The sequence below is a fragment of the Streptomyces sp. CA-106110 genome (genome assembly GCF_050936285.1).
Lineage (GTDB): Bacteria > Actinomycetota > Actinomycetes > Streptomycetales > Streptomycetaceae > Streptomyces.
Genome location: NZ_JBNJNB010000001.1, coordinates 9,723,243 through 9,742,208, shown reverse-complemented (window position 1 = coordinate 9,742,208; position 18,966 = coordinate 9,723,243). Strand labels below are relative to the sequence as shown.

The 18,966-nt window shown below is 70.0% G+C and carries 22 protein-coding genes and 1 riboswitch; of the genes, 11 read left to right on the top strand and 11 right to left on the bottom strand.

Going from position 1 to position 18,966, the window contains the following annotated elements; translation table 11 throughout:
- Positions 1-142: 142 nt before the first annotated feature.
- Positions 143-619: a TIGR00725 family protein gene (locus ACQEXA_RS44940; RefSeq protein WP_359391309.1), complete on the bottom strand. Its 477-nt coding sequence runs from the start codon at positions 617-619 to the stop codon at positions 143-145.
- Positions 620-901: 282 nt separating this feature from the next.
- On the opposite strand from ACQEXA_RS44940, the gene ACQEXA_RS44935 reads away from it, so the two are divergent.
- The 3 genes from ACQEXA_RS44935 to ACQEXA_RS44925 all read left to right on the top strand — a co-directional run bounded on the left by ACQEXA_RS44935 (position 902) and on the right by ACQEXA_RS44925 (position 3,427).
- On the top strand, positions 902-1,090 hold the full coding sequence (locus ACQEXA_RS44935; RefSeq protein ID WP_432925231.1) for a hypothetical protein: 189 nt from the start codon (positions 902-904) through the stop codon (positions 1,088-1,090).
- A 239-nt stretch (positions 1,091-1,329) separates the two neighbouring features.
- On the top strand, positions 1,330-2,055 hold the full coding sequence (locus tag ACQEXA_RS44930; RefSeq protein ID WP_433132822.1) for a lysophospholipid acyltransferase family protein: 726 nt from the start codon (positions 1,330-1,332) through the stop codon (positions 2,053-2,055).
- A 508-nt stretch (positions 2,056-2,563) separates the two neighbouring features.
- Positions 2,564-3,427: a LysM peptidoglycan-binding domain-containing protein gene (locus tag ACQEXA_RS44925; RefSeq protein WP_432925235.1), complete on the top strand. Its 864-nt coding sequence runs from the start codon at positions 2,564-2,566 to the stop codon at positions 3,425-3,427.
- Positions 3,428-3,544: 117 nt separating this feature from the next.
- Here the strand turns inward: ACQEXA_RS44925 and ACQEXA_RS44920 are convergent, their stop codons facing one another.
- The 8 genes from ACQEXA_RS44920 to ACQEXA_RS44885 form a co-directional block, all read right to left on the bottom strand.
- Positions 3,545-5,143: an alpha/beta hydrolase gene (locus ACQEXA_RS44920; protein ID WP_432925237.1), complete on the bottom strand. Its 1,599-nt coding sequence runs from the start codon at positions 5,141-5,143 to the stop codon at positions 3,545-3,547.
- Between the two features lie 138 nt (positions 5,144-5,281).
- On the bottom strand, positions 5,282-6,037 hold the full coding sequence (locus ACQEXA_RS44915) for an urease accessory protein UreD (RefSeq protein ID WP_432938985.1): 756 nt from the start codon (positions 6,035-6,037) through the stop codon (positions 5,282-5,284).
- Complete coding sequence (ureG, locus tag ACQEXA_RS44910) at positions 6,034-6,711, bottom strand: urease accessory protein UreG (RefSeq protein WP_432925239.1); 678 nt, start codon at positions 6,709-6,711, stop codon at positions 6,034-6,036. Before ureG ends, ACQEXA_RS44915 begins: the two co-directional genes overlap by 4 nt.
- Before the next feature lie 114 nt (positions 6,712-6,825).
- On the bottom strand, positions 6,826-7,500 hold the full coding sequence (locus ACQEXA_RS44905; protein ID WP_432925241.1) for an urease accessory protein UreF: 675 nt from the start codon (positions 7,498-7,500) through the stop codon (positions 6,826-6,828).
- Complete coding sequence (locus tag ACQEXA_RS44900) at positions 7,500-9,221, bottom strand: urease subunit alpha (RefSeq protein ID WP_432925243.1); 1,722 nt, start codon at positions 9,219-9,221, stop codon at positions 7,500-7,502. The genes ACQEXA_RS44905 and ACQEXA_RS44900 overlap by 1 nt, the downstream gene beginning before the upstream one ends.
- Positions 9,214-9,525 (bottom strand): urease subunit beta, encoded by a 312-nt coding sequence (locus tag ACQEXA_RS44895; RefSeq protein ID WP_432925245.1) that lies wholly within the window; start codon positions 9,523-9,525, stop codon positions 9,214-9,216. Before ACQEXA_RS44895 ends, ACQEXA_RS44900 begins: the two co-directional genes overlap by 8 nt.
- A gap of 12 nt (positions 9,526-9,537) precedes the next feature.
- On the bottom strand, positions 9,538-9,840 hold the full coding sequence (locus tag ACQEXA_RS44890) for an urease subunit gamma (protein ID WP_432925247.1): 303 nt from the start codon (positions 9,838-9,840) through the stop codon (positions 9,538-9,540).
- 259 nt (positions 9,841-10,099) lie between these two features.
- Positions 10,100-10,375 carry a type II toxin-antitoxin system Phd/YefM family antitoxin gene (locus ACQEXA_RS44885; protein ID WP_359391287.1) on the bottom strand — a complete coding sequence of 92 codons (276 nt, stop codon included), beginning with the start codon at positions 10,373-10,375 and terminating at the stop codon, positions 10,100-10,102.
- 153 nt (positions 10,376-10,528) lie between these two features.
- Between ACQEXA_RS44885 and ACQEXA_RS44880 the strand changes: the two genes are divergently transcribed.
- From ACQEXA_RS44880 to ACQEXA_RS44865, 4 genes are all read left to right on the top strand, one after another.
- Complete coding sequence (locus ACQEXA_RS44880; RefSeq protein ID WP_359391285.1) at positions 10,529-11,164, top strand: ATP-dependent Clp protease proteolytic subunit; 636 nt, start codon at positions 10,529-10,531, stop codon at positions 11,162-11,164.
- A gap of 7 nt (positions 11,165-11,171) precedes the next feature.
- On the top strand, positions 11,172-11,480 hold the full coding sequence (locus ACQEXA_RS44875) for a hypothetical protein (RefSeq protein ID WP_359391283.1): 309 nt from the start codon (positions 11,172-11,174) through the stop codon (positions 11,478-11,480).
- 464 nt (positions 11,481-11,944) lie between these two features.
- Positions 11,945-12,129: riboswitch (cyclic di-AMP (ydaO/yuaA leader) on the top strand.
- Between the two features lie 4 nt (positions 12,130-12,133).
- The gene (locus tag ACQEXA_RS44870; protein ID WP_432925250.1) at positions 12,134-12,607 is read left to right on the top strand and encodes a C40 family peptidase; all 474 of its coding nucleotides are present in this window, start codon (positions 12,134-12,136) and stop codon (positions 12,605-12,607) included.
- 79 nt (positions 12,608-12,686) lie between these two features.
- Positions 12,687-13,220: a DUF6328 family protein gene (locus ACQEXA_RS44865; protein WP_361000310.1), complete on the top strand. Its 534-nt coding sequence runs from the start codon at positions 12,687-12,689 to the stop codon at positions 13,218-13,220.
- 63 nt (positions 13,221-13,283) lie between these two features.
- Here ACQEXA_RS44865 and ACQEXA_RS44860 read toward each other — a convergent pair whose 3' ends face one another.
- A complete protein-coding gene (locus tag ACQEXA_RS44860; protein WP_432925252.1) occupies positions 13,284-13,742 on the bottom strand; it encodes an ATP-binding protein in 459 nt (152 codons plus the stop codon).
- A 250-nt stretch (positions 13,743-13,992) separates the two neighbouring features.
- Between ACQEXA_RS44860 and ACQEXA_RS44855 the strand changes: the two genes are divergently transcribed.
- Together ACQEXA_RS44855 and ACQEXA_RS44850 are read left to right on the top strand one after the other, a co-directional pair.
- Complete coding sequence (locus ACQEXA_RS44855) at positions 13,993-14,853, top strand: helix-turn-helix domain-containing protein (protein ID WP_432925254.1); 861 nt, start codon at positions 13,993-13,995, stop codon at positions 14,851-14,853.
- 9 nt (positions 14,854-14,862) lie between these two features.
- Positions 14,863-15,087 carry a DUF397 domain-containing protein gene (locus tag ACQEXA_RS44850; RefSeq protein ID WP_359391273.1) on the top strand — a complete coding sequence of 75 codons (225 nt, stop codon included), beginning with the start codon at positions 14,863-14,865 and terminating at the stop codon, positions 15,085-15,087.
- Between the two features lie 143 nt (positions 15,088-15,230).
- Here ACQEXA_RS44850 and ACQEXA_RS44845 read toward each other — a convergent pair whose 3' ends face one another.
- Positions 15,231-16,358, bottom strand: coding sequence for an 8-amino-7-oxononanoate synthase (locus ACQEXA_RS44845; protein ID WP_432925256.1), 1,128 nt, complete (start codon positions 16,356-16,358; stop codon positions 15,231-15,233).
- Positions 16,359-16,505: 147 nt separating this feature from the next.
- Here ACQEXA_RS44845 and bioB point away from each other — a divergent pair, with 147 nt between their 5' ends.
- Positions 16,506-17,693, top strand: coding sequence for a biotin synthase BioB (gene bioB, locus ACQEXA_RS44840; RefSeq protein WP_432925258.1), 1,188 nt, complete (start codon positions 16,506-16,508; stop codon positions 17,691-17,693).
- Positions 17,686-18,966, top strand: a complete 1,281-nt coding sequence (locus tag ACQEXA_RS44835) for an adenosylmethionine--8-amino-7-oxononanoate transaminase (protein WP_433132820.1) — start codon at positions 17,686-17,688, stop codon at positions 18,964-18,966. Before bioB ends, ACQEXA_RS44835 begins: the two co-directional genes overlap by 8 nt.

Here is an 18,966-nt window from a genome sequence, read left to right as displayed (position 1 = left end):
ACCCTCACCGAGCCGGCATCAGTCCCACCGCCTGGTGAGCTGCAGCGCCTCGCCAGGCGTCCACGCGTGCCGAGCCCCGGGCGGACCCCGTCCCTCCCCGCCAACGAGCCCCAGCCCTCACCGAGCCGGACCAAGGGCACCGTCAGTCCCACAGCCCGGTGAGCTCCAGCGCCTCGGCAGGCGTTCTCGCGCGCCGGACCCCAGGCGGCTCCCGCCCGTCCCGGTCCACGAGCCGCCACCCCTCCCCCAGCTGGACCACGGGCACCCCGCCCCGACGCACGGCGAGGGCCAGCTCGGAGAGCGTGCCCCAGGATCCGCCCACCACGATGATGGCGTCCCCGCTGTGCACGATCACGCTGTTGCGCGCCTGCCCGAGGCCGGTGGCGATCGCGACGCTCAGATCCGGAGCGGCACCGGCGCGATCGGCCCCCGGCAGCACTCCGACCACGAGGCCGTCGCGCGACCGTGCGCCCGCCGCCACCGCGGCCATGACCCCGCCGTGCCCGCCGCAGATCACCGCGGCCCCGCGCTCCGCCAGCAGCCGGCCCAGCTCGTAGGCGAGGGCTCGCTCCCGTTCGCCGCACTGCGCCGGCCCGCACACCGCAACCTGCACCGCCATGCAGCCCCACCTCCGGCGCGCACGATACTGGCGAAACCGGCGCCGGGGCCGCAGCCTCGCCGCCCCAGGCCGCCCGGCAGAGCGCCTGGGTGAGCTCCAGGGGGCCTTGAAGGCACTCCACGCGGTCCGCCGTACCTGGTGAGCGCCGAGGCACCTCACGGTGGGCCCGGCATCCCGCAGACGCGTCGCGGAGCCGATATGCGGGTGAATACGACGCGTGCCACGCTGATCGAGAGGGGCGGAGCTGCGCCCTTCCCTCACCTCATCGAGGAGTGAGCCGACATGACCGACCGGGGACGCGACCCGTACGCGGATGAATCGGGTCACCTCAGGGACATGACCGAGGAGACCCTCGGCGCCCAGGAGCAGGCACGTCAGGAACGCCAGCACCGGCAGGAGCAGCAGCAGCGCGGCCGCCGGACGGACGACGAGAGTGCCCACCCCGAGCAGGGAGACGACGAATATCTGTGATCATCCACCGCGCAGTGCCACTGTCCGTTTCGTGCGGTCCGCCCCTCGCGGACCGCACGAAACGGTTTCGGGGCTCTGTTTTTCCTGTCGATCCGTCAGGAAGGGTGCCATCAGGCCGAGTACGGCCGCACATGGTTCCGGCGACCCCCGCCTGAGCCTAGACTTGCGCCCCACAACAGGCCGGTTGAGCTGCTGGAACGCGACGGTTGAGCCGATCCGCCGGAGTGAGGAGCGCCCCCTTGTTCTACTACCTGCTCAAATACGTCCTTCTCGGACCGCTGCTCAGGTTGGTCTTCCGGCCGCGCATCGAGGGACTGGAACACGTTCCTGCGGACGGCCCGGCGATCGTCGCCAGCAATCACCTCTCCTTCGCCGACCACTTCTTGATGCCCGCAATTCTCAAGCGGCGCATCACGTTTCTCGCGAAGGCCGAGTACTTCACGGGCCCGGGAATCAAAGGCCGTCTCACCGCAGCGTTCTTCCGAAGCGCAGGACAGATTCCCGTTGATCGCTCCGGCAAAGAGGCCGGGCAAGCAGCGATCCGAGAAGGCCTCCGCGTGCTGCACAAAGGCGAGTTGCTGGGCATCTACCCGGAGGGCACCCGCTCTCACGACGGCCGCCTCTACAAAGGCAAGGTGGGCGTCGCGGCAATGGCACTCAAGGCCCGGGTCCCGGTGATCCCCTGCGCGATGATCGGCACCTTCGAGGCCCAGCCGCCGGGTCAGGTCGTTCCGCGCATCCACCCGGTGGTGATCCGGTTCGGCAAGCCCCTGGACTTCTCCCGCTACGCCGGCATGGAGAACGAGAAGGCCATCCTGCGCGCGGTCACCGACGAGATCATGTACGCCATCCTGACCCTCTCCGAGCAGGAGTACGTCGACCAGTACGCGGCCGTCGTCAAGGCGCAGGAGTCCGAGGAGAAGGCGGAACGGACCCGCAAACTCCCCCGCCTGCCGCTGAGTTGACGGCGCACGGCGGAAAGGGGCATGCCCGCCTCACTCGGTGAATGACAGCTGCATGTCCGTTTTGATGCGCTAAATACCTAAACCCCGATTAGTTAGTTTTGGGGCGATTAGGGAATTTAACTGTCATTGCCCACTTAAATCCGAGCATGACATGCATTCCCCCTTGCGCGCCACCGGCAATCCCGCAAGGCGGGGTGACGCAATTCACTTACGAAGGCGGTTAGTGCCTTACGGATCTTTTAATTTCCCGAATTCCTGGGGTAAACACGGTGATCGTCATGCAGGACAACTAGCCGACTTAGTTGGCAAAGCAATTGTCCTGTTATTTGCGGCGGCTAAGAATGACTCCGCCGCAGCGCACCGCTAAACGAAATGCGGGGCTGTCTGTCGAGGGAACCGGCAGCTGCGGGCAAGTAATCCCCAGAACGAGGTCCGCATCATGCCTATTCCCGCATCCCATCGACGGCCCAGGGCCCGCCGACTCGGGGGTCGCACGACCGTCGTCGGCATGTTCGCCTTGGCCTGCACGGCCGTGCTGAGCACAGTCCAGTCCGCCAGCGCCGCACCCGCCGCCAAGACGCTCGGAACCACCCACACCGTCCAGGACGGCGAAACCCTGTACAGGATCGCCCGGGCCGAGAACGTGCCCGGTGGCTGGCAGGCCCTCGCATCGGCGAACGAGATTTCCAGCCCGTACACCCTGATGCCCGGCCAGGTCCTGGCCCTGCCGTCGGACACCAGCCCCTCCGCGCCCACCAAGGCGTCCCCCTCCACCTACACCGTCCAGCCGGGCGACACGCTGTACCGGATCGCCCACAAGTACCAGGTGCCGGGAGGCTGGCAGGCCCTCGCGGACGCCAACGACGTCTACCGCTACGACCGCCTCGCGATCGGTCAGGTCCTGGTCCTTCCCGACGGCTCGTCCTCGCCCGCCGGCGACACCACCGCCACGAAGGCCGCCGCCCCGGCCAAGGCCGCCACCACCACGAAGGCCGCCACCCCGGCCAAGACCGCCACTCCGGCCAAGGCCGCCACCCCGGCCAAGACCTACGCCAACAACCTGGACGGCTGGATCAAGGAGTCGTTGGACGTCATGGCCCAGCACGGCATTCCGGGGTCCTACAACGGCATCTACCGCAACCTGATGCGTGAGTCCTCCGGCAACCCCAAGGCCATCAACCTGTGGGACTCCAACGCCGCGAAGGGCATCCCCTCCAAGGGCCTGCTCCAGGTGATCGACCCGACCTTCCAGGCGTACCACGTCCCCGGCACCTCATGGGACATCTACGACCCGGTCGCCAACATCACCGCCGCGTGCAACTACGCGTACCACCGCTACGGCTCGATCGACAACGTCAACGGCCCCTACTAAGGGTCTCCAGGGCCGCTGCAGCGCGTCCAACACCTCCCCGGTGCTCCTGACGGCACCAGGGACGACGAGGGGGCGGCCGGGATTCCGGCCGCCCCCTCGCGTTGCGTTGCCCTGCGGTTACGGCTTCGGGGTGGCGTGCGGAGTGCACGTCACGTCGGCGCCGTCCGTCTTGCCGGTCAGCAGGTACGTGTCGACCCGGCTGTTGATGCACGGGTTGACCAGACCGGTCACGCCGTGGGAGCCCGCGTCCTTCTCGATGATCAGACGGGAGCCCTCGAAGCGCTTGTGCAGTTCGACCGCGCCGTCGAACGGCGTCGCGGCGTCACGGGTGGACTGCACGATCAGGACGGTCGGCAGGCCCTTGCCGGTCTTCACGTTCAGCGGGGTCTGCTGCTTGACCGGCCAGGTGGCGCACGGCAGGTTCATCCAGGCGTTCGCCCACGTCATGAACGGGTAGTCCTTGTTGAGCCGGGTGTTGTCCCGGTCCCACTTCTGCCAGCTCGTCGGCCACTTGGCGTCAGTGCACTCGACGGCCGTGTAGACGGCGTTGCCGTTCTCCGACGCGATGTTCCCGGCCGTGTCCGACAGGTCGGGCGCGGCAGCGTCCACGAGCGCCTGGGTGTCACCGGCGACGTACTTGCTGAAGACGGTGGCCACCGGCACCCACGAGGAGTCGTAGTACGGGGCGCTCTGGAAGAAGGAGATCAGCTCGGCCGGGCCCACGACCCCGCCGATGGGGCTCTTCTTCGCGGTGGCCCGCAGCTCGAGCCACTTCGCCTGCACCGCGGCCCGGGTGGTGCCGAGGTGGAAGGCCGCGTCGTTGGCCGCGACCCAGTCCTCCCAGTCCTTCCAGCGGCCCTCGAACGCGACGTCCTGGTCCAGGTTGGCCTGGTACCAGATCTTCTCGCGCGACGGGTTGACCACGCTGTCGACGATCATGCGGCGCAGGTGACCCGGGAAGAGCGTGCCGTAGACGGCGCCGATGTACGTGCCGTACGAGACGCCCAGGTAGTTGAGCTTCTTCTCGCCCAGGGCGGCGCGGATGACGTCCAGGTCACGCACCGTGTTGGGCGTGGTCATCTGCTGCAGCATCGCGCGGCCGGTGCGCTCGAGGCACCCCTCCGCGTACTCACCGGCGAGCTTGCGCTGAGCGAGCTTGTCCGCCTCGGAGTCGGGGACCGGGTCCGCCTTGGGAGCCTTCACGAACTCCTGGGGGTCCGCGCAGGAGATGGGCGCCGAGTGGCCGACGCCGCGGGGGTCGAAGCCCACGAAGTCGTAGGCCTTCGCCACATTGGCCCAGATCGGGTTCTTGTTGGTCACCCGGGTGGGGAAGCGCAGCCCCGAGCCGCCGGGGCCGCCCGGGTTGTAGACGAGAGCGCCCTGGCGCTCGTCCTTGGTGCCCGTGTTCCCGATACGGTCGACAGCGAGCTTGATCTGCTTGCCGTCCGGGTGGGCGTAGTCGAGTGGAACGGTGACCCAACCGCACTGGATGGGCTTCGCCAGACCCCAGTCGGCCGGGCAGTCCTGCCAGTTGATTCCGGTCTTGGCGGCGCGCGCCGCGGCGATCGCGGCCCCGCGCGCTTCCCGGTCCTGGCCGTGGCGCGTGTCGGCGGTGGCCGACGGTGCCGCCACGGCGCCGGCTATCAGCGTCGCCGTGACGAGCGCCCCCGCGGAACCGAGCGCGGTGACTCGTCTCGTCGGTCTGATTCCCCTCAAGTGGGACCTCCCCGTGCCTTGTTCCGAATTGGTACGGGGATCTTGTCGGCTGTGAGCCACCTGAGAATAGGGGTTGCTTGACTTTCTTTACCAATCCGATAACCGGTACGTCACTCTCCGTTGAGCGGAGAGGTCTCGTCAGCCCAGGTCGCGCAGCGCCTCGTCCAGCACCCGGCGCAGCCGCAGGGCATCGGGCGCAACAGCGGTGACCAGGACGGCGGGTCCGGCCAGGGGGGTGAGCGCGGCGTAGTCGCCGAGCATCCTCGCACCCACAGGAGAGGGGCCGAACTCGGGCCGGACGACGGCCAGTTGCCCGAGTGCCCGATGGCCGGCGAGGACGGCCGGCCCGTCCCAACCGCCGGGGGCGCCCGGGCCGCACGACACCTCCTGGTCGAGCAGCGGCCGTCCGTCCAGCCGTACGGTGAGACGGCTGGTGAGCTGGCCGGGTTCCTCACCGAAGCGCCCGAGGACCTGTTCCTCCCGGTGGACGAGCCGGGCGCCCGCCGCGAGGTCGATGCGTGAGGAGACGCGCAGGTCACTGCCCCGCGCCGAGATCAACTGTTCCGGCAGCCAGCGCAGTTCGGCTCCGGCGGCCACGTCCAGCCGGACGTCGTAGCGGGCCTCGCCCTTCGACTGCCCGGGCAGCGCGAGGGTGGCGGCGGCCGATCCCATCTCGAGCCGGGCGCCGCTCGCCACCTCGGCCAGGACCGTGAAGTGGTCGCCGCCGAGAGGCCCGCTCATCGAGCCGACGAGCAGCACGCGCGCCCCGTCACCGCTCGCCCGGGTGCGGCGCAGCGCGAGCGGGCCTTGGCCCGCCAGCACCGGCAGGGACGTACCGCCCCGGCCGTCGTCCCGGGCCACGATCCGCGCGGTGGCCCGCACCCCGGTGGTCACGTCGTCCACGCGGCGAGTCGCGTCCGCACCCACGCGGCGACACTCCCGACGCCCTCCTCGGTCCGCAACGACTGGAAGACGACGGGCAGCCCCGCCCGCTGCGCCTTCGCGTCGGCGGCCATCCGGGCGAGATCGGAGCCGACGTACGGCGCAAGGTCGGTCTTGTTGACGACGAGCAGATCGGCGGTGGTGACACCGGGACCGCCCTTGCGCGGGATGTCATCCCCGCCCGCGACGTCGATGACGAAGATCTGGGCGTCGACGAGTCCTTTGGAGAACGTGGCCGTGAGGTTGTCGCCACCGGACTCCACGAGAACGAGATCGAGCGGCCCTACCGTGTACTCCAGGTCCTCCACGGCTTCGAGATTGGCGGAGATGTCGTCCCGGATGGCGGTGTGCGGGCAGGCTCCCGTCTCGACAGCGGTGATCCGCTCGGGCGGCAGTACGGCCTCGCGCAGCAGGAACTCGGCGTCCTCACGGGTGTAGATGTCGTTGGTGACGACGGCGAGCGACAACTCGTCCCGCAGGGCCCGGCAGAGCGCGGCCACGGTGGCGGTCTTGCCGGACCCGACGGGGCCGCCGAGCCCGATCCGCAGGGCACGGCGGGAGTCGTCGGGGCGGTGGGCGTCGGCGCTGAGGGCGGCGGGGCTTTCGTGGGTGTGGTCGAGGTGCATTGCTACGGCTCCATGTCGGTCCGGGCGGTGATCAAGGACGAGGCCGTTCAGGTCGAACCGGGGGCTGAAAGCCCCCCGGGGACGGAAGAGCAGGGGCGGCGCGGCGGATCCCTCCTACGACGCGAACAGACGCACGGGCCAGGCGGCATGCGCCTCCGCACCGATCTCCAGCAGCGGAGCGGAGGCCGCGGGCAGGGCGTCGGTCCCGTCGTCGAGCACCCTGCTCGCCGCCAGGACCGCCCGGTCGGCCACCCGGTCCGTCTCCGGGGCCAGGCGGGCCAGCACGGCCGTCGCGTCGAAGGGGTCCAGACTCAGCAGCCGCACCGTCGCGGTCGCCGGGCCGCTGACGCTCTCGTAGGCCGCGCAGTGCGCCGCGTCCTGCGGCCCGAGCCCCGCGGCCCGGGCGGCAAGCCCCAGCACGACCGGCTGGTGCGTCCCCTGGGGAAACTCCCGTGCCATCGCGTCGAGTTCGGCGGAGGGCCAGGTCGCCCGGGCCGCTCGCATCAACTGCCGGCCGAGTCTGCGGGCGGCGAGACGCAGCGCGGGCGACGGGGTACGGGCGTCCGCGGCGGCGTCCAGCACGGCCGGGTCCACGCCGAGCGCGGCGGCCGCCGCGAGCGAGGCGGACACCAGCCCCACCGTGTGCAGTCGCCCGCGGCAGAACTCCTCCAGGGTCGCGGCCCCGGTGATCCGCCCCGCGCGCACGGCCGCCTCGGCCCCACCGGAGTGCGCGTGCCCTCCGGCGGGGAAGCGGCCGTCGGCCAGTACGAGAAGCGCAGCGCGGGACATCAGAAGAGGAAGTAACGCTGGGCCAGGGGAAGTTCGGCGGCAGGTGTCGCCTCGACCAGTTCCCCGTCGATATGGACGGCGAAGCTGTCGGGGTCGACCCGCACCCGTGGACGGGCGTCGTTCTCCCGCATGTTCGCCTTGGTGACACCGCGCGTGGACTCGATGGCCACGAACCGCTTCCCCAGTGAGAGCCGCTCCGGCAGACCGTCCTCGATCGCGAGCGGGGCCGCGAAGTTGACGGAGTTCGCCGCCGGTGCTCGCCCGATCGCCCCGAACATCGGCCGTGGCAGGATCGGCTGCGGGGTCGGGATGGACGCGTTGGCGTCGCCCATCTGCGCATAGGCGATCTGTCCGCCCTTGATCACCAGGTACGGCTTGACCCCGAAGAACGCGGGCTCCCACAGCACGAGGTCGGCGAGCTTTCCGGTCTCGACCGAGCCGATCTCATGGGCGAGGCCCTGGGCCAGCGCCGGATTGATCGTGTATTTGGCGACATAGCGACGTACCCGGTGGTTGTCGGCGCGGCCGTCACCGGGCAATGCGCCCCGCCGCCGCTTCATCACATGTGCGGTCTGCCAGGTCCGGATGACGACCTCGCCGACCCGGCCCATGGCCTGGGAGTCGGAGGAGATGATCGAGATCGCGCCCAGATCGTGAAGTACGTCCTCCGCTCCGATCGTGGACGGCCTGATCCTCGACGCGGCGAACGCCAGGTCCTCCGGGACGGCCGGGTTCAGATGGTGGCAGACCATCAGCATGTCGAGGTGTTCCTCGGCCGTGTTGACGGTGAAGGGCCTGGTGGGGTTGGTGGAACTGGGCAGGACGTATGGCTCGGACACCACGGTCATGATGTCCGGCGCGTGCCCGCCGCCGGCGCCCTCGGTGTGGTACGCGTGGATGCCGCGGCCGTCGATCGCGGCGAGCGTGTCGCCCACGAAACCGGCTTCGTTGAGCGTGTCCGTGTGGATGGCGATCTGGATGCCGGTCCGGTCGGCGACGGTGAGGGCCGTGTCGATGACGGCGGGCGTGGAGCCCCAGTCCTCATGCAGCTTCAGACCAAGTGCGCCGCCGCGGATCTGGGAGAGCATCGCGTCCTGGGAGACCGTGTTGCCCTTGCCGAGGAGCCCGAAGTTGACCGGGTACTGCTCCATCGCCTCGAACATCCGCGCCAGGTGCCAGGGGCCGGGCGTGACGGTGGTCGCCTTGGATCCCTCGGCCGGTCCGGTGCCGCCGCCGATCAGCGTGGTGATACCCGAGGCGAGCGCCTCGTCGGCGATCTGCGGGCAGATGAAGTGGACGTGCGCGTCGATGGCGCCGGCGGTGACGATCCGGCCGTTGCCCGCGATGATCTCGGTCTCGGGGCCGATCACCAGATCCGGGTGGACGCCGTCCATCGTGTCCGGGTTGCCGGCCTTGCCGATCGCGCTGATCCGGCCGTCGCGGATGCCGACGTCGGCCTTGGCGATGCCCCAGTGGTCGATGACGACGACACCGGTGATCACGGTGTCGGGGGTTCCGTCGGCGCGCGTGGCCCGTGACTGGCCCATGGATTCGCGGATGACCTTGCCACCGCCGAAGACGGCCTCGTCACCGGCGAGTCCGGGCCCGCCGCAGCGGTCTTCCTCGATCTCGACGAGCAGATCGGTGTCGGCGAGCCGGATGCGGTCCCCGGTGGTCGGTCCGAACAGGTCGGCGTACGCGGCGCGCGCGATCTCAGGCATCGAGGGCGCCTCCGGTGTCCCCGCGCAGTCCGGGCACGATACGGGCCCCGGCGAGCGGTACGAGTTCCACGTCCACGGGGATGCCGGGCTCGAAGCGCACGGCGGTGCCGGCGGCGATGTTCAGGCGTTTGCCGTGCGCGGCCGCGCGGTCGAAGCGCAGCCCGGGGTTCGCCTCGGCGAAGTGGTAGTGGGAGCCGACCTGGACGGGCCGGTCGGCGGCGTTGAGCACGGTCAGCGGGGTGACCTCGCGGCCCTCGTTGAAGACGACCGGGTCGCCCGCGAACAGGATCTCTCCGGGAATCATGCGGCTCCCCCGTCAGACGATCGGGTCGTGGACGGTGACGAGCTTGGTGCCGTCCGGGAAGGTCGCCTCGACCTGGACGTCGTAGATCAGCTCGGGGATGCCCTCCATCACGTCGTCCCGGGTGAGCAGTGTGCGCCCGGAGGCCATCAGCTCGGCCACCGTCCGGCCGTCACGCGCGCCTTCGAGGATGTGCGACGTGATGAGCGCGACCGCCTCCGGGTGGTTCAGCCTGAGTCCGCGGGCCCTTCGCTTCTCGGCCACGTCGGCAGCGACGTGGATGAGCAGCCTCTCTTGCTCGTGCGGGGTCAGTTGCACGTCCCACCTCACAGTCCTCGCTCCGGACCGTGCGGGGCCCGGTTGCCGCGGCCACAGGGAAAGGTCCCTGATGGTGTGGTGGGGCAGGCTAGTTGGACCGGGTTTCGCCCACGTTAACCGAGCTGTGATCCGTTCCGTGCCGCAGAGTGCGGGGTGCCACAGGCTGATCAGCGCATGGCCCTCGCGGTCCACGCTTCGTTCCGGCGCTCGGCCACCGCGTCGGGATGGGATACGGGCTGACGGCCGCGTCCGGCAGCCGTCAGGACGCGTCGGACCCCCGGTGCTCGGCCGTGATGCCGAAGCGGCGGCGCTCCCGCGGGGCCGAGGAGACGTCGCGGACGCTGGAGACCGAGCTGATCACCTGCTCTTCGGCTGCATCCAGCTCGGCGAGCCGTTCGAGGTCAGCGGCGGAGACCAGGGCGACGAGAGGCTTTCCGTGCCGCGTCACGACGACCCGCTCGCCGCCGTACACCACGCGGTTGATCAGATCGGCCAGCTCAGCCCTGGCTTGCGTCACCGGAATCTCGTAGGCCATGTGTTCCAGCTTAGACCGAGGGCCTGACGGTCCTCTTCGAACGAAAGATCCGCCACTGGTCCCCTCGTTTTTCGCTCTCAGCATGCTCACCTCCAGATCCAGCGTACGTCCTGTACATTTTGTACGGAAGCCGATTCCGAGGAGGCGCGTGCCATGAACCGACCGTCCGCCCGCTATGTCCTGCCGGAGTTCACCGAACGCACCGGCTACGGGCAGCGGACCCTCGACCCGTACTCCAAGCTGCTGGACGAGCGGATCATCTTTCTGGGAACGCCCATCGACGACACCTCGGCCAATGACGTGATGGCGCAGTTCATGCATCTCGAGTACCTGGATCCGGACCGGGACATCTCGCTGTACATCAACTCCCCCGGCGGCTCGTTCAGCGCGATGACGGCCGTCTACGACACGATCCAGTACGTCGGCTGCGATGTGGAGACGATCTGCCTCGGCCAGGCGGCGTCCGCCGCGGCCGTTCTGCTCGCCGCGGGCACGCCGGGCAAGCGGTTCGCGCTGCCGGGCGCACGCGTACTGATCCACCAGCCGTCCCTGCCGGAGCCCATCCAGGGACAGGCCACCGATCTGGCCATCCAGGCCGAGGAGCTCATCCGCACGCGCAGGCGGCTGGAGGAGATGCTCGCGCGGCACACCGGGCAGAGTCCCGAGCGGATCGCAGCCGACATCGAGCGGGACAAGATCCTCGACGCCCCGGCTGCAGTGGAGTACGGGCTGGTCGATCGCATCATCCCGAGCCGCAAGGCGTCGCGCACCGCGCCCGGCGCGAGGTGAGCCGTCGATGCTGCCGCCCGAACTGCCTCCGCTGCCCCCGCTGACCCGTGCGGAAGCCGAACTGATCGACCGTTACCTCGACGTGGTCGACCTCGTCGGCCGCATCAACCCCGCGCACTCCGGGGACACCTACGGCTCACTGCGCGCCGCCCAGGCCCTGGTCGGCAAGGCGGTGGCCCTGCGCGAGGCCCTGGCGCTGATGCACCAGCGCGGGGAGAGCGAACTGCACGGCCGCACGCTCGCCCGGGCGCTGCGCGTCCTGGACGGCGAACGCCGCGCGGCCCGCGTCACGGTGCCTCCCGGACCGGACGACTGAGCTGATGGATCGGTGCGGGTGCGGGGCCGGCCTGAGCGACGGCTCCGCCGTCCTCCACCGCCGCACGGGACGGCTGACTGACGGGTAGTGACTGGTGCGCGGGGGCAGGGCAGTTGGCTGGACGGCTGCCGCGCACCGCACATCGGGCGGCGACCCCTACCCCTTTACCGCGGCTCAAACGCGCCGAACGGGTTACCCACACTCGGAGTAGACGTCCATGATCCCAAGGGCCCGCGAGGCATGCGCAACGCGCTTGCCCTTGGGCCGGGATGAGGTGTTCCACCGCAGGTCCGGGCCTCGTCCCACCCCTCAACACGGCCCGAACAAAGGGCTGCCCAGCCGAATGGGTGAGTGGTGAGTAATGCCACAAACCACCGGTTCCATGGTGTTTTTTGGACACTCGTGAGTGAAGATCCCTTGCTGACGACAAGCCCCCGCCACCACGGCGGGGCGGTCCGGGCGGACGCCGAATCCTGCCGCCGCCCGGATGACGGGTCGACAGAAATGGATCGGCAGGAGTGGAGGACCCAGCAAGGCGGGCCGCCGGAGAGATCCGGGCGGTCCTTGGGGTGAAGCCGCGTGAGCGGCCGGGCTACTTCGCCAGCCCGAATCCGACAGGTCATCCTTCACAGGCGGCTGACGAAGGGTTGCGCATGACTGCGCTCAATCGTGTCCCGTCGCTGCTGACCCGGGCCGGCACGGCCTCGGCTCTCACTCTCGCCGCCGTCGGCGGCAGCATCGTGGCCCCCGGCCTCGCCACCGACGCCGCCGCCGCGGCTCCGGCTACCAAGGCGCTGCAGATCGCGGCGTCCAAGAAGGGATCGCCGTACCAGTACGGTGCCACCGGCCCGCGCCGCTTCGACTGCTCGGGGCTCACGGTGTACGCGTTCAAGAAGGCCGGCAAGAAGCTGCCCCGCACTGCCGCGGCGCAGTACAACAAGACGCGCCACATCTCCGCGTCGCACCGCAGGGCGGGAGACCTGGTGTTCTTCCACTGGGGCCGCAGCGTCTACCACGTCGGCATCTACGCCGGGAAGGGAAGGATCTGGCACTCCCCGAAGACCGGGGACGTAGTGAGGCTCCAGAAGATCTGGACGAAGAGCGTGTGGTACGGACGGGTCAGCTGATTCGACCTGCGGGGTGGCGGCACGGCGCGCCGCCGCCCCGCCGGGGCGTGCGCCGGGTCGAATCGGTTACTTGTTCACCATGGCCGACCCACTACCTCACCAGGATCGGAACGAGACACCCCTGGAGCGCGCCGACCGCAACTTCTCCGAGTTGCTTCAGGAGCTGCGGGTCACCCAGACCGGGGTGCAGATCCTCTTCGCGTTCCTGCTGACCCTCGCCTTCACCTCGCGCTTCCCGTCCCTCGACACGGTCCAGCGCATCACGTACGTCACCACGCTCCTGCTGGCCGTACTGGCCGCAGCCCTGTTCACCTCGCCCGCGGCGCTGCACCGCACCCTCTTCCAGCAGCGCGTGAAGCCCTCCGTGGTGCGGATCTCGTCCCGCCTCGCCGCGCTCGGGCTTGTGGTCCTGACGCTGGCGTTCACCGGGTCGGTGCTGCTGGTGGTGGACGTGGCCATGGGTCGCATCGCCGGTATCGCCGCCAGTGCGAGCACCTTCCTGGTCTACGTCGGCCTGTGGCGTGTCATGCCGCGGATGGTCCAGCGCACGATCACCGATCACCGGACGACGGACCAGGCGGACGGCCGGGACACCCCCGGGCCCTCTCGCTGACGTGCGGCCGCTGGTCCGCCCGGGGCGACGACACGACACGGCGCCGAGTGCGCCGGCCGGGTCTCAGGGGCCCTGCTGGCCGCCCGCCGCGACCGGCTCCACGGGGGCGGCCCACGGCAGTTCGATCGCGACCGTCTTGCCGCCCTCGCGGGTGGGCCGCACGCTCAGCTTGCCGCCGTACTCCGCGGCGAGCCAGCGAATGATCACCATTCCGCGGCCGTTGTCCTGTTGCACGGCCGCGGGCAGGCGTTTGGGGAAACGCGGGTGACTGTCGGTGACGCCGATGCGCAATAACTCGTCCCGGTCGAGGACGACGTCCACCGTGAACGTGGGTGACTGCCCCAGGGTGTGCTGGACGGCGTTCGTGGCGAGTTCGGACACGATCAGCCGTACGGTGTCGGCGACTTCGGCGTCGCCCGGCAGTCCCCATTCGATGAGAATGTCGGAGACATATTTCCGGGCGGCGGAGACCGAGGCGGGATCGCTCGGCAGAGTGACGGATGCTTCCTGATGATCTGCCATGGCGACGTCGTCCCTTTCCCACGGGACCGGAGTCCGACACGAGCGGTTGGTTCGAGTAACGGTTCCGGACCTGGTGCTGCTCGCCAGCCTGCCATCACCTGGCCCCCGTCGGGCGCGATCCCCCGAGATATGCATATATCTGTCGCCCAAAGCGGTGAACTCTCCGACGACCGACCGTATTTGGGCGACCCCCCGGGCTCATCCTCTACCGTCGCCGTGAAAACCGCGCGCCATGCGGAGGGAGTCGGCCATGCAGTACGGACCAGCGGTGCGCCGCCGCAAACTCGGCGCCGAATTGCGCGCCCTGCGCGCCCGGACGAGGCTCACGAGCGGTGAGGCAGCCGCCCTGGTCGGCTGGCACCAGTCCAAGGTGAGCCGGATCGAGACGGGTGCCAGCGGGGTCAAACCGGTCGACGTGGGCCGGCTGCTGGACGCGTATGGCGTCGAGGAGCCCGAGCTGCGGGAGCTGCTGCTCATGCTCGCGGGCTCGGAGGACGGCGGCGGGCGGCAGAACTGGTGGAACGCCTACCGCGGGGTGCTGCCGCCGACCTACCGCGATTTCATCAGCCTGGAGTCACAGGCGAGCGGGATACGCACGCTGGAGACCTCCGTGGTGCCGGGGCTGCTCCAGACGCCCGAGTACGCCCGGGCCGTGACCCGGGCCGCTGTCGGCGGTCTGGAGGACGACAAGCTGGACGCCCTGGTGGAGGTGCGGCTGGCCCGGCAGGACGTGCTGCGCGCCGATCCGCCGCTGAGCCTGTGGGCGGTTCTGGACGAGGCGGTGCTGCACCGGGAGGTGGGGGGTCCGGAGGTCATGGCGCGCCAGCTGCAACGGCTCCTGGACGCGGCCAGACTGCCCCAGGTCCGGCTCCAGGTCCTGCCGTTCGCCGCCGGGGCGCATATCGGCGTTACCGGACCTTTCGTTATCTTCTCATTTCCGAGCAGATCTGATCTGGATGTAGTTGTTCTCGACCACTTGACGAGTAGCCTCTACCTGGAGCGGAAAGAAGACCTCCAGGCCTACAGCGAGGCCTTCAACTCCCTTCGGATCCACGCCCTTTCCCCCGAGGACACGTTGGATTACATCGCCGCGTTGGCCGGCGACGCATAAGGAGTCACCATGTCAGCACTGCCTCGACACATCCCTTCCAGCACCTTGCTGCACGGAGTGCGGTGGCTGCGCAGCAGTCGCAGCACGGGAATGAACAACTGCGTCGAGACCGCTCTGCCCGGCCCCGGACGCTGGTCCGGCCTGGTGGCCGTGCGCGACTCGAAGAACGTGAGCGGACCCGCCCTGGTCTTCGGCCCCGACGCCTGGAAGGAGTTCCTGACCGAACTGAGGTGATCACGTTCCTGCGACTCGGTAGCAAATCGGCCAATTTCGAACCGCTTTCCGAGTCACTTCCGTAGCAATTCCTCCCCCACTCTGTTCGTACGAGCTCGTAGGCATCACCCGTACGGCGCGCGAGGCACGGCCGTTTCGCCGACTCACGGTCGCGTTTCGCCGATCACCCCCACGGCGTGCTCGATCTGACCTCCGGTGAGGTCGGCACGAGCGGTCAGCCGCAACCGTGAGATGCCGTCGGGCACCGAGGGCGGACGGAAGCAGCCGACGGCGACACCCGCCGCCCGGCAGTCGGCCGCCCACTGTACGGCCAGTTCGGGGGAGGCTGCCCGCACGGAGACCACGGCGGCGTCCGGACGCACCACCTCATGGCCCTCGGCCGTGAGGCGGGCGTGCAGGGCGCCCGCCACCGCGCGGGCCCGCGCGGCACGCTCGGGCTCGCGGCGCAGCAGACGCAGCGCCGCGAGCGCCGCGCCCACGGCGGCCGGGGCCAGACCGGTGTCGAAGATGAACGTCCGGGCCGCGTTGACCAGATGGTCGATCACATGGGCCGGACCGAGGACGGCGCCGCCCTGGCTGCCCAGCGACTTCGACAGGGTCACCGTCACCACCAGGTCCGGCGCGCCCGCGAGCCCCGCCGCGTTCGGAGCGCCCCGGCCCCCGGCACCGAGGACCCCGAGTCCATGAGCGTCGTCGACGATCAACCCGGCTTCGAACTCCCGGCAGATGGATGCCAGTTCGGCCAGCGGTGCAGCGTCGCCGTCCACCGAGAACACCGTGTCGGACACCGCGACGGCCGGTCCGGTGTGGGTGGCGAGCGCCTTGCGCACTGCCGCGGGGTCGGCGTGCTCGACCACCTGGGTGGTGCCCCGGGCCAGGCGGCAGCCGTCGATGAGCGATGCGTGGTTGCCCGCGTCGGAGACGATCAGCGAGCCGTGCGGCGCCAGCGCGGTGACCGCCGCGAGGTTGGCCGCGTACCCGGAGGAGAAGACGAGGGCCGCCTCGAAGCCACAGAAGTCCGCGAGTTCGCGCTCCAGTTCCCCGTGCAGTTCGGTGGTGCCGGTGACGAGCCGGGAGCCGGTCGAGCCGCCGCCCCACCTCCTGGCCGCCTCCGCCGCGCCCTCGGTCACCTCGGGGTGGCGGGCCAGGCCCAGGTAGTCGTTGCTCGCGAGGTCGAGGAGCGGGGAGTCGGCGGCGCGGGGGCGCAGACTGCGGACGAGTCCGGCCCGGCGGCGCGACCGCGCCTGCTCCTCGATCCACCCGAACGCCATGGGTCCTCCGGTGCTTTTGTAGGCAGTGCACAGACACTAGCCGGACGACCAGCCGCCCAGGGTGTGGCAATACCCACACGTCGAGCGGTGTCTGTTGTGCAATCTCTCCTTGGCCGGGAACGCTTCGGTAGGACAGGATCGGCTCTCATGGACCTGCTGAACACGCTGGTGGACAAGGGGCTTCGGCGCGAGCTGCCGACCCGCGAGGAAGCGCTGGCCGTCCTCGCCACTTCCGACGACGACGTGCTCGATGTGGTGGCCGCGGCCGGCAAAGTGCGCCGCCACTGGTTCGGCCGGCGAGTGAAACTCAACTACCTCGTCAACCTGAAGTCCGGGCTGTGCCCCGAGGACTGCTCCTACTGTTCCCAGCGGCTCGGCTCGAAGGCCGACATCCTGAAGTACACCTGGCTCAAGCCCGACGAGGCCTCGAAGGCCGCGGCGGCGGGCGTCGCGGGCGGGGCGAAGCGAGTCTGCCTGGTGGCGAGCGGCCGCGGCCCCACCGACCGGGACGTGGACCGGGTCTCCGACACCATCAGGACCATCAAGGACCAGAACGAGGGCGTGGAGGTGTGCGCCTGCCTCGGTCTGCTCTCCGACGGTCAGGCCGAACGGCTGCGCACGGCGGGTGCCGACGCCTACAACCACAACCTCAACACGTCCGAGGCGACGTACGGGGACATCACCACCACCCACACGTACGCCGACCGGGTCGACACCGTGCACAAGGCGCACGCCGCCGGCCTGTCGGCCTGCTCCGGGCTGATCGCGGGCATGGGTGAGAGCGACGAGGACCTGGTCGACGTCGTCCTCTCGCTGCGGGAGCTGGACCCCGACTCGGTCCCCGTCAACTTCCTGATCCCGTTCGAGGGCACCCCGCTCGCGAAGGAGTGGAACCTCACCCCGCAGCGGTGTCTGCGGATCCTCGCGATGGTGCGGTTCGTGTGCCCGGACGTGGAGGTGCGCATCGCGGGCGGCCGCGAGGTCCATCTGCGGACGCTGCAGCCGCTGGCCCTGCACCTGGCCAACTCCATCTTCCTGGGCGACTACCTGACCAGCGAGGGCCAGGCGGGCAAGGCGGATCTGGAGATGATCGAGGACGCCGGGTTCGAGGTGGAGGGGGCCGGCCAGGTGACGCTCCCCGAGCACCGCGCGGCGGGCGGCTGCGGATCCCACGAGGGCGCCGGCTGCGGATCCCACGAGAGCACGGGATGCGGATCCCAGGAGTCGGCCGGGGTCTGCGGATCCGCTGTCGCGCCGCAGGCAGGGGAAGCCCGTACGGACCTGGTGGCCGTCCGCCGCCGGGGTGCCGGAACGGATCTCGCGCCCAATGCCTGACCTGTCCGTGGGCGAGCTGCTGGCGCTGGACCGGCAGCACGTCTGGCATCCGTACGGCCCGATGCCCGGGCGGCAGGAACCGCTCGTCGTGGAGTCGGCGAGAGGGGTGCGCCTGCGCCTCGCCGACGGCTCCGGAGAGCTCATCGACGGCATGTCGTCCTGGTGGTCGGCAATCCACGGCTACAACCACCCGGTGCTCAACGAGGCCGCACACGCGCAGCTGGCGCGGATGAGTCATGTGATGTTCGGCGGACTCACCCATGAGCCCGCCGTCCGGCTGGCGAAGCTGCTTGTCGATATGTCGCCGAATGGTCTCGAGCATGTGTTCCTCGCTGACTCCGGCTCTGTCTCGGTCGAGGTCGCGGTCAAGATGTGCCTGCAGTACTGGCGTTCGCTCGGCCGCCCCGCCAAGCAGCGGCTGCTGACCTGGCGTGGCGGCTACCACGGCGACACCTGGCACCCGATGTCCGTGTGCGACCCCGAGGGCGGCATGCACGAGCTGTGGCGGGGCGTCCTGCCCCGGCAGCTGTTCACCGGGGCACCGCCCGCCGACTACGAGGAGTCGTACGCCGACCGGTTGCGCGCGACGATCGAAGAGCACGCCGACGAACTGGCCGCGGTGATCGTCGAACCGGTGGTGCAGGGCGCCGGCGGGATGCGCTTCCACTCCCCCGCCTATCTTCGGGTGCTGCGCGAGGCGTGCGACGCGCACGACGTGCTGCTCGTGTTCGACGAGATCGCCACCGGGTTCGGGCGCACAGGAGCGCTGTTCGCCGCCGACCACGCGGCGGTCACGCCGGACGTGATGTGCGTGGGCAAGGCGCTGACCGGCGGCTATATGACCATGGCGGCGACGCTGTGCACCCCACGGGTGGCCGACGGCATCTCCCGCGGCGAGGTCCCGGTGCTCGCACACGGCCCCACCTTCATGGGCAACCCGCTGGCGGCCGCCGTGGCCTGCGCCTCCATAGAACTGCTGCTCGGTCAGGACTGGCAGTCGGAGGTCAAGCGGATCGAGACGGGCCTGCGGGAGGGGCTCGCCGAGGCGGCGTCCGTGCCGGGGGTGCGCGATGTGCGGATCCTCGGCGCCATCGGTGTCCTCCAGCTCGACCACGAGGTGGACATGGCGGCGGCGACGCGGGCCGCGGTACGCGAGGGTGTGTGGCTGCGGCCCTTCCGCGACCTCGTCTACGCCATGCCGCCCTATGTGACGGCTGACGCGGACGTGGCACGGATCGCGCGCGCGATGTGCGCGGCGGCACAGGAGGGCTGA

Coding starts and splice junctions, on each gene's coding strand:
- ACQEXA_RS44925 (WP_432925235.1), top strand. CDS start 2,564: ATGTTCGCCTTGGCCTGCACGGCCGTGCTGAGCACAGTCCAGTCCGCC.
- ACQEXA_RS44940 (WP_359391309.1), bottom strand. CDS start 619: ATGGCGGTGCAGGTTGCGGTGTGCGGGCCGGCGCAGTGCGGCGAACGG.
- ACQEXA_RS44875 (WP_359391283.1), top strand. CDS start 11,172: ATGCTGCCGCCCGAACTGCCTCCGCTGCCCCCGCTGACCCGTGCGGAA.
- ACQEXA_RS44845 (WP_432925256.1), bottom strand. CDS start 16,358: ATGGCGTTCGGGTGGATCGAGGAGCAGGCGCGGTCGCGCCGCCGGGCC.
- ACQEXA_RS44860 (WP_432925252.1), bottom strand. CDS start 13,742: ATGGCAGATCATCAGGAAGCATCCGTCACTCTGCCGAGCGATCCCGCC.
- ACQEXA_RS44880 (WP_359391285.1), top strand. CDS start 10,529: ATGAACCGACCGTCCGCCCGCTATGTCCTGCCGGAGTTCACCGAACGC.
- ACQEXA_RS44895 (WP_432925245.1), bottom strand. CDS start 9,525: ATGATTCCCGGAGAGATCCTGTTCGCGGGCGACCCGGTCGTCTTCAAC.
- ACQEXA_RS44865 (WP_361000310.1), top strand. CDS start 12,687: ATGGCCGACCCACTACCTCACCAGGATCGGAACGAGACACCCCTGGAG.
- bioB (WP_432925258.1), top strand. CDS start 16,506: ATGGACCTGCTGAACACGCTGGTGGACAAGGGGCTTCGGCGCGAGCTG.
- ACQEXA_RS44885 (WP_359391287.1), bottom strand. CDS start 10,375: ATGGCCTACGAGATTCCGGTGACGCAAGCCAGGGCTGAGCTGGCCGAT.
- ACQEXA_RS44935 (WP_432925231.1), top strand. CDS start 902: ATGACCGACCGGGGACGCGACCCGTACGCGGATGAATCGGGTCACCTC.
- ACQEXA_RS44900 (WP_432925243.1), bottom strand. CDS start 9,221: ATGCCTGAGATCGCGCGCGCCGCGTACGCCGACCTGTTCGGACCGACC.
- ACQEXA_RS44870 (WP_432925250.1), top strand. CDS start 12,134: ATGACTGCGCTCAATCGTGTCCCGTCGCTGCTGACCCGGGCCGGCACG.
- ACQEXA_RS44850 (WP_359391273.1), top strand. CDS start 14,863: ATGTCAGCACTGCCTCGACACATCCCTTCCAGCACCTTGCTGCACGGA.
- ureG (WP_432925239.1), bottom strand. CDS start 6,711: ATGCACCTCGACCACACCCACGAAAGCCCCGCCGCCCTCAGCGCCGAC.
- ACQEXA_RS44905 (WP_432925241.1), bottom strand. CDS start 7,500: ATGTCCCGCGCTGCGCTTCTCGTACTGGCCGACGGCCGCTTCCCCGCC.
- ACQEXA_RS44835 (WP_433132820.1), top strand. CDS start 17,686: ATGCCTGACCTGTCCGTGGGCGAGCTGCTGGCGCTGGACCGGCAGCAC.
- ACQEXA_RS44855 (WP_432925254.1), top strand. CDS start 13,993: ATGCAGTACGGACCAGCGGTGCGCCGCCGCAAACTCGGCGCCGAATTG.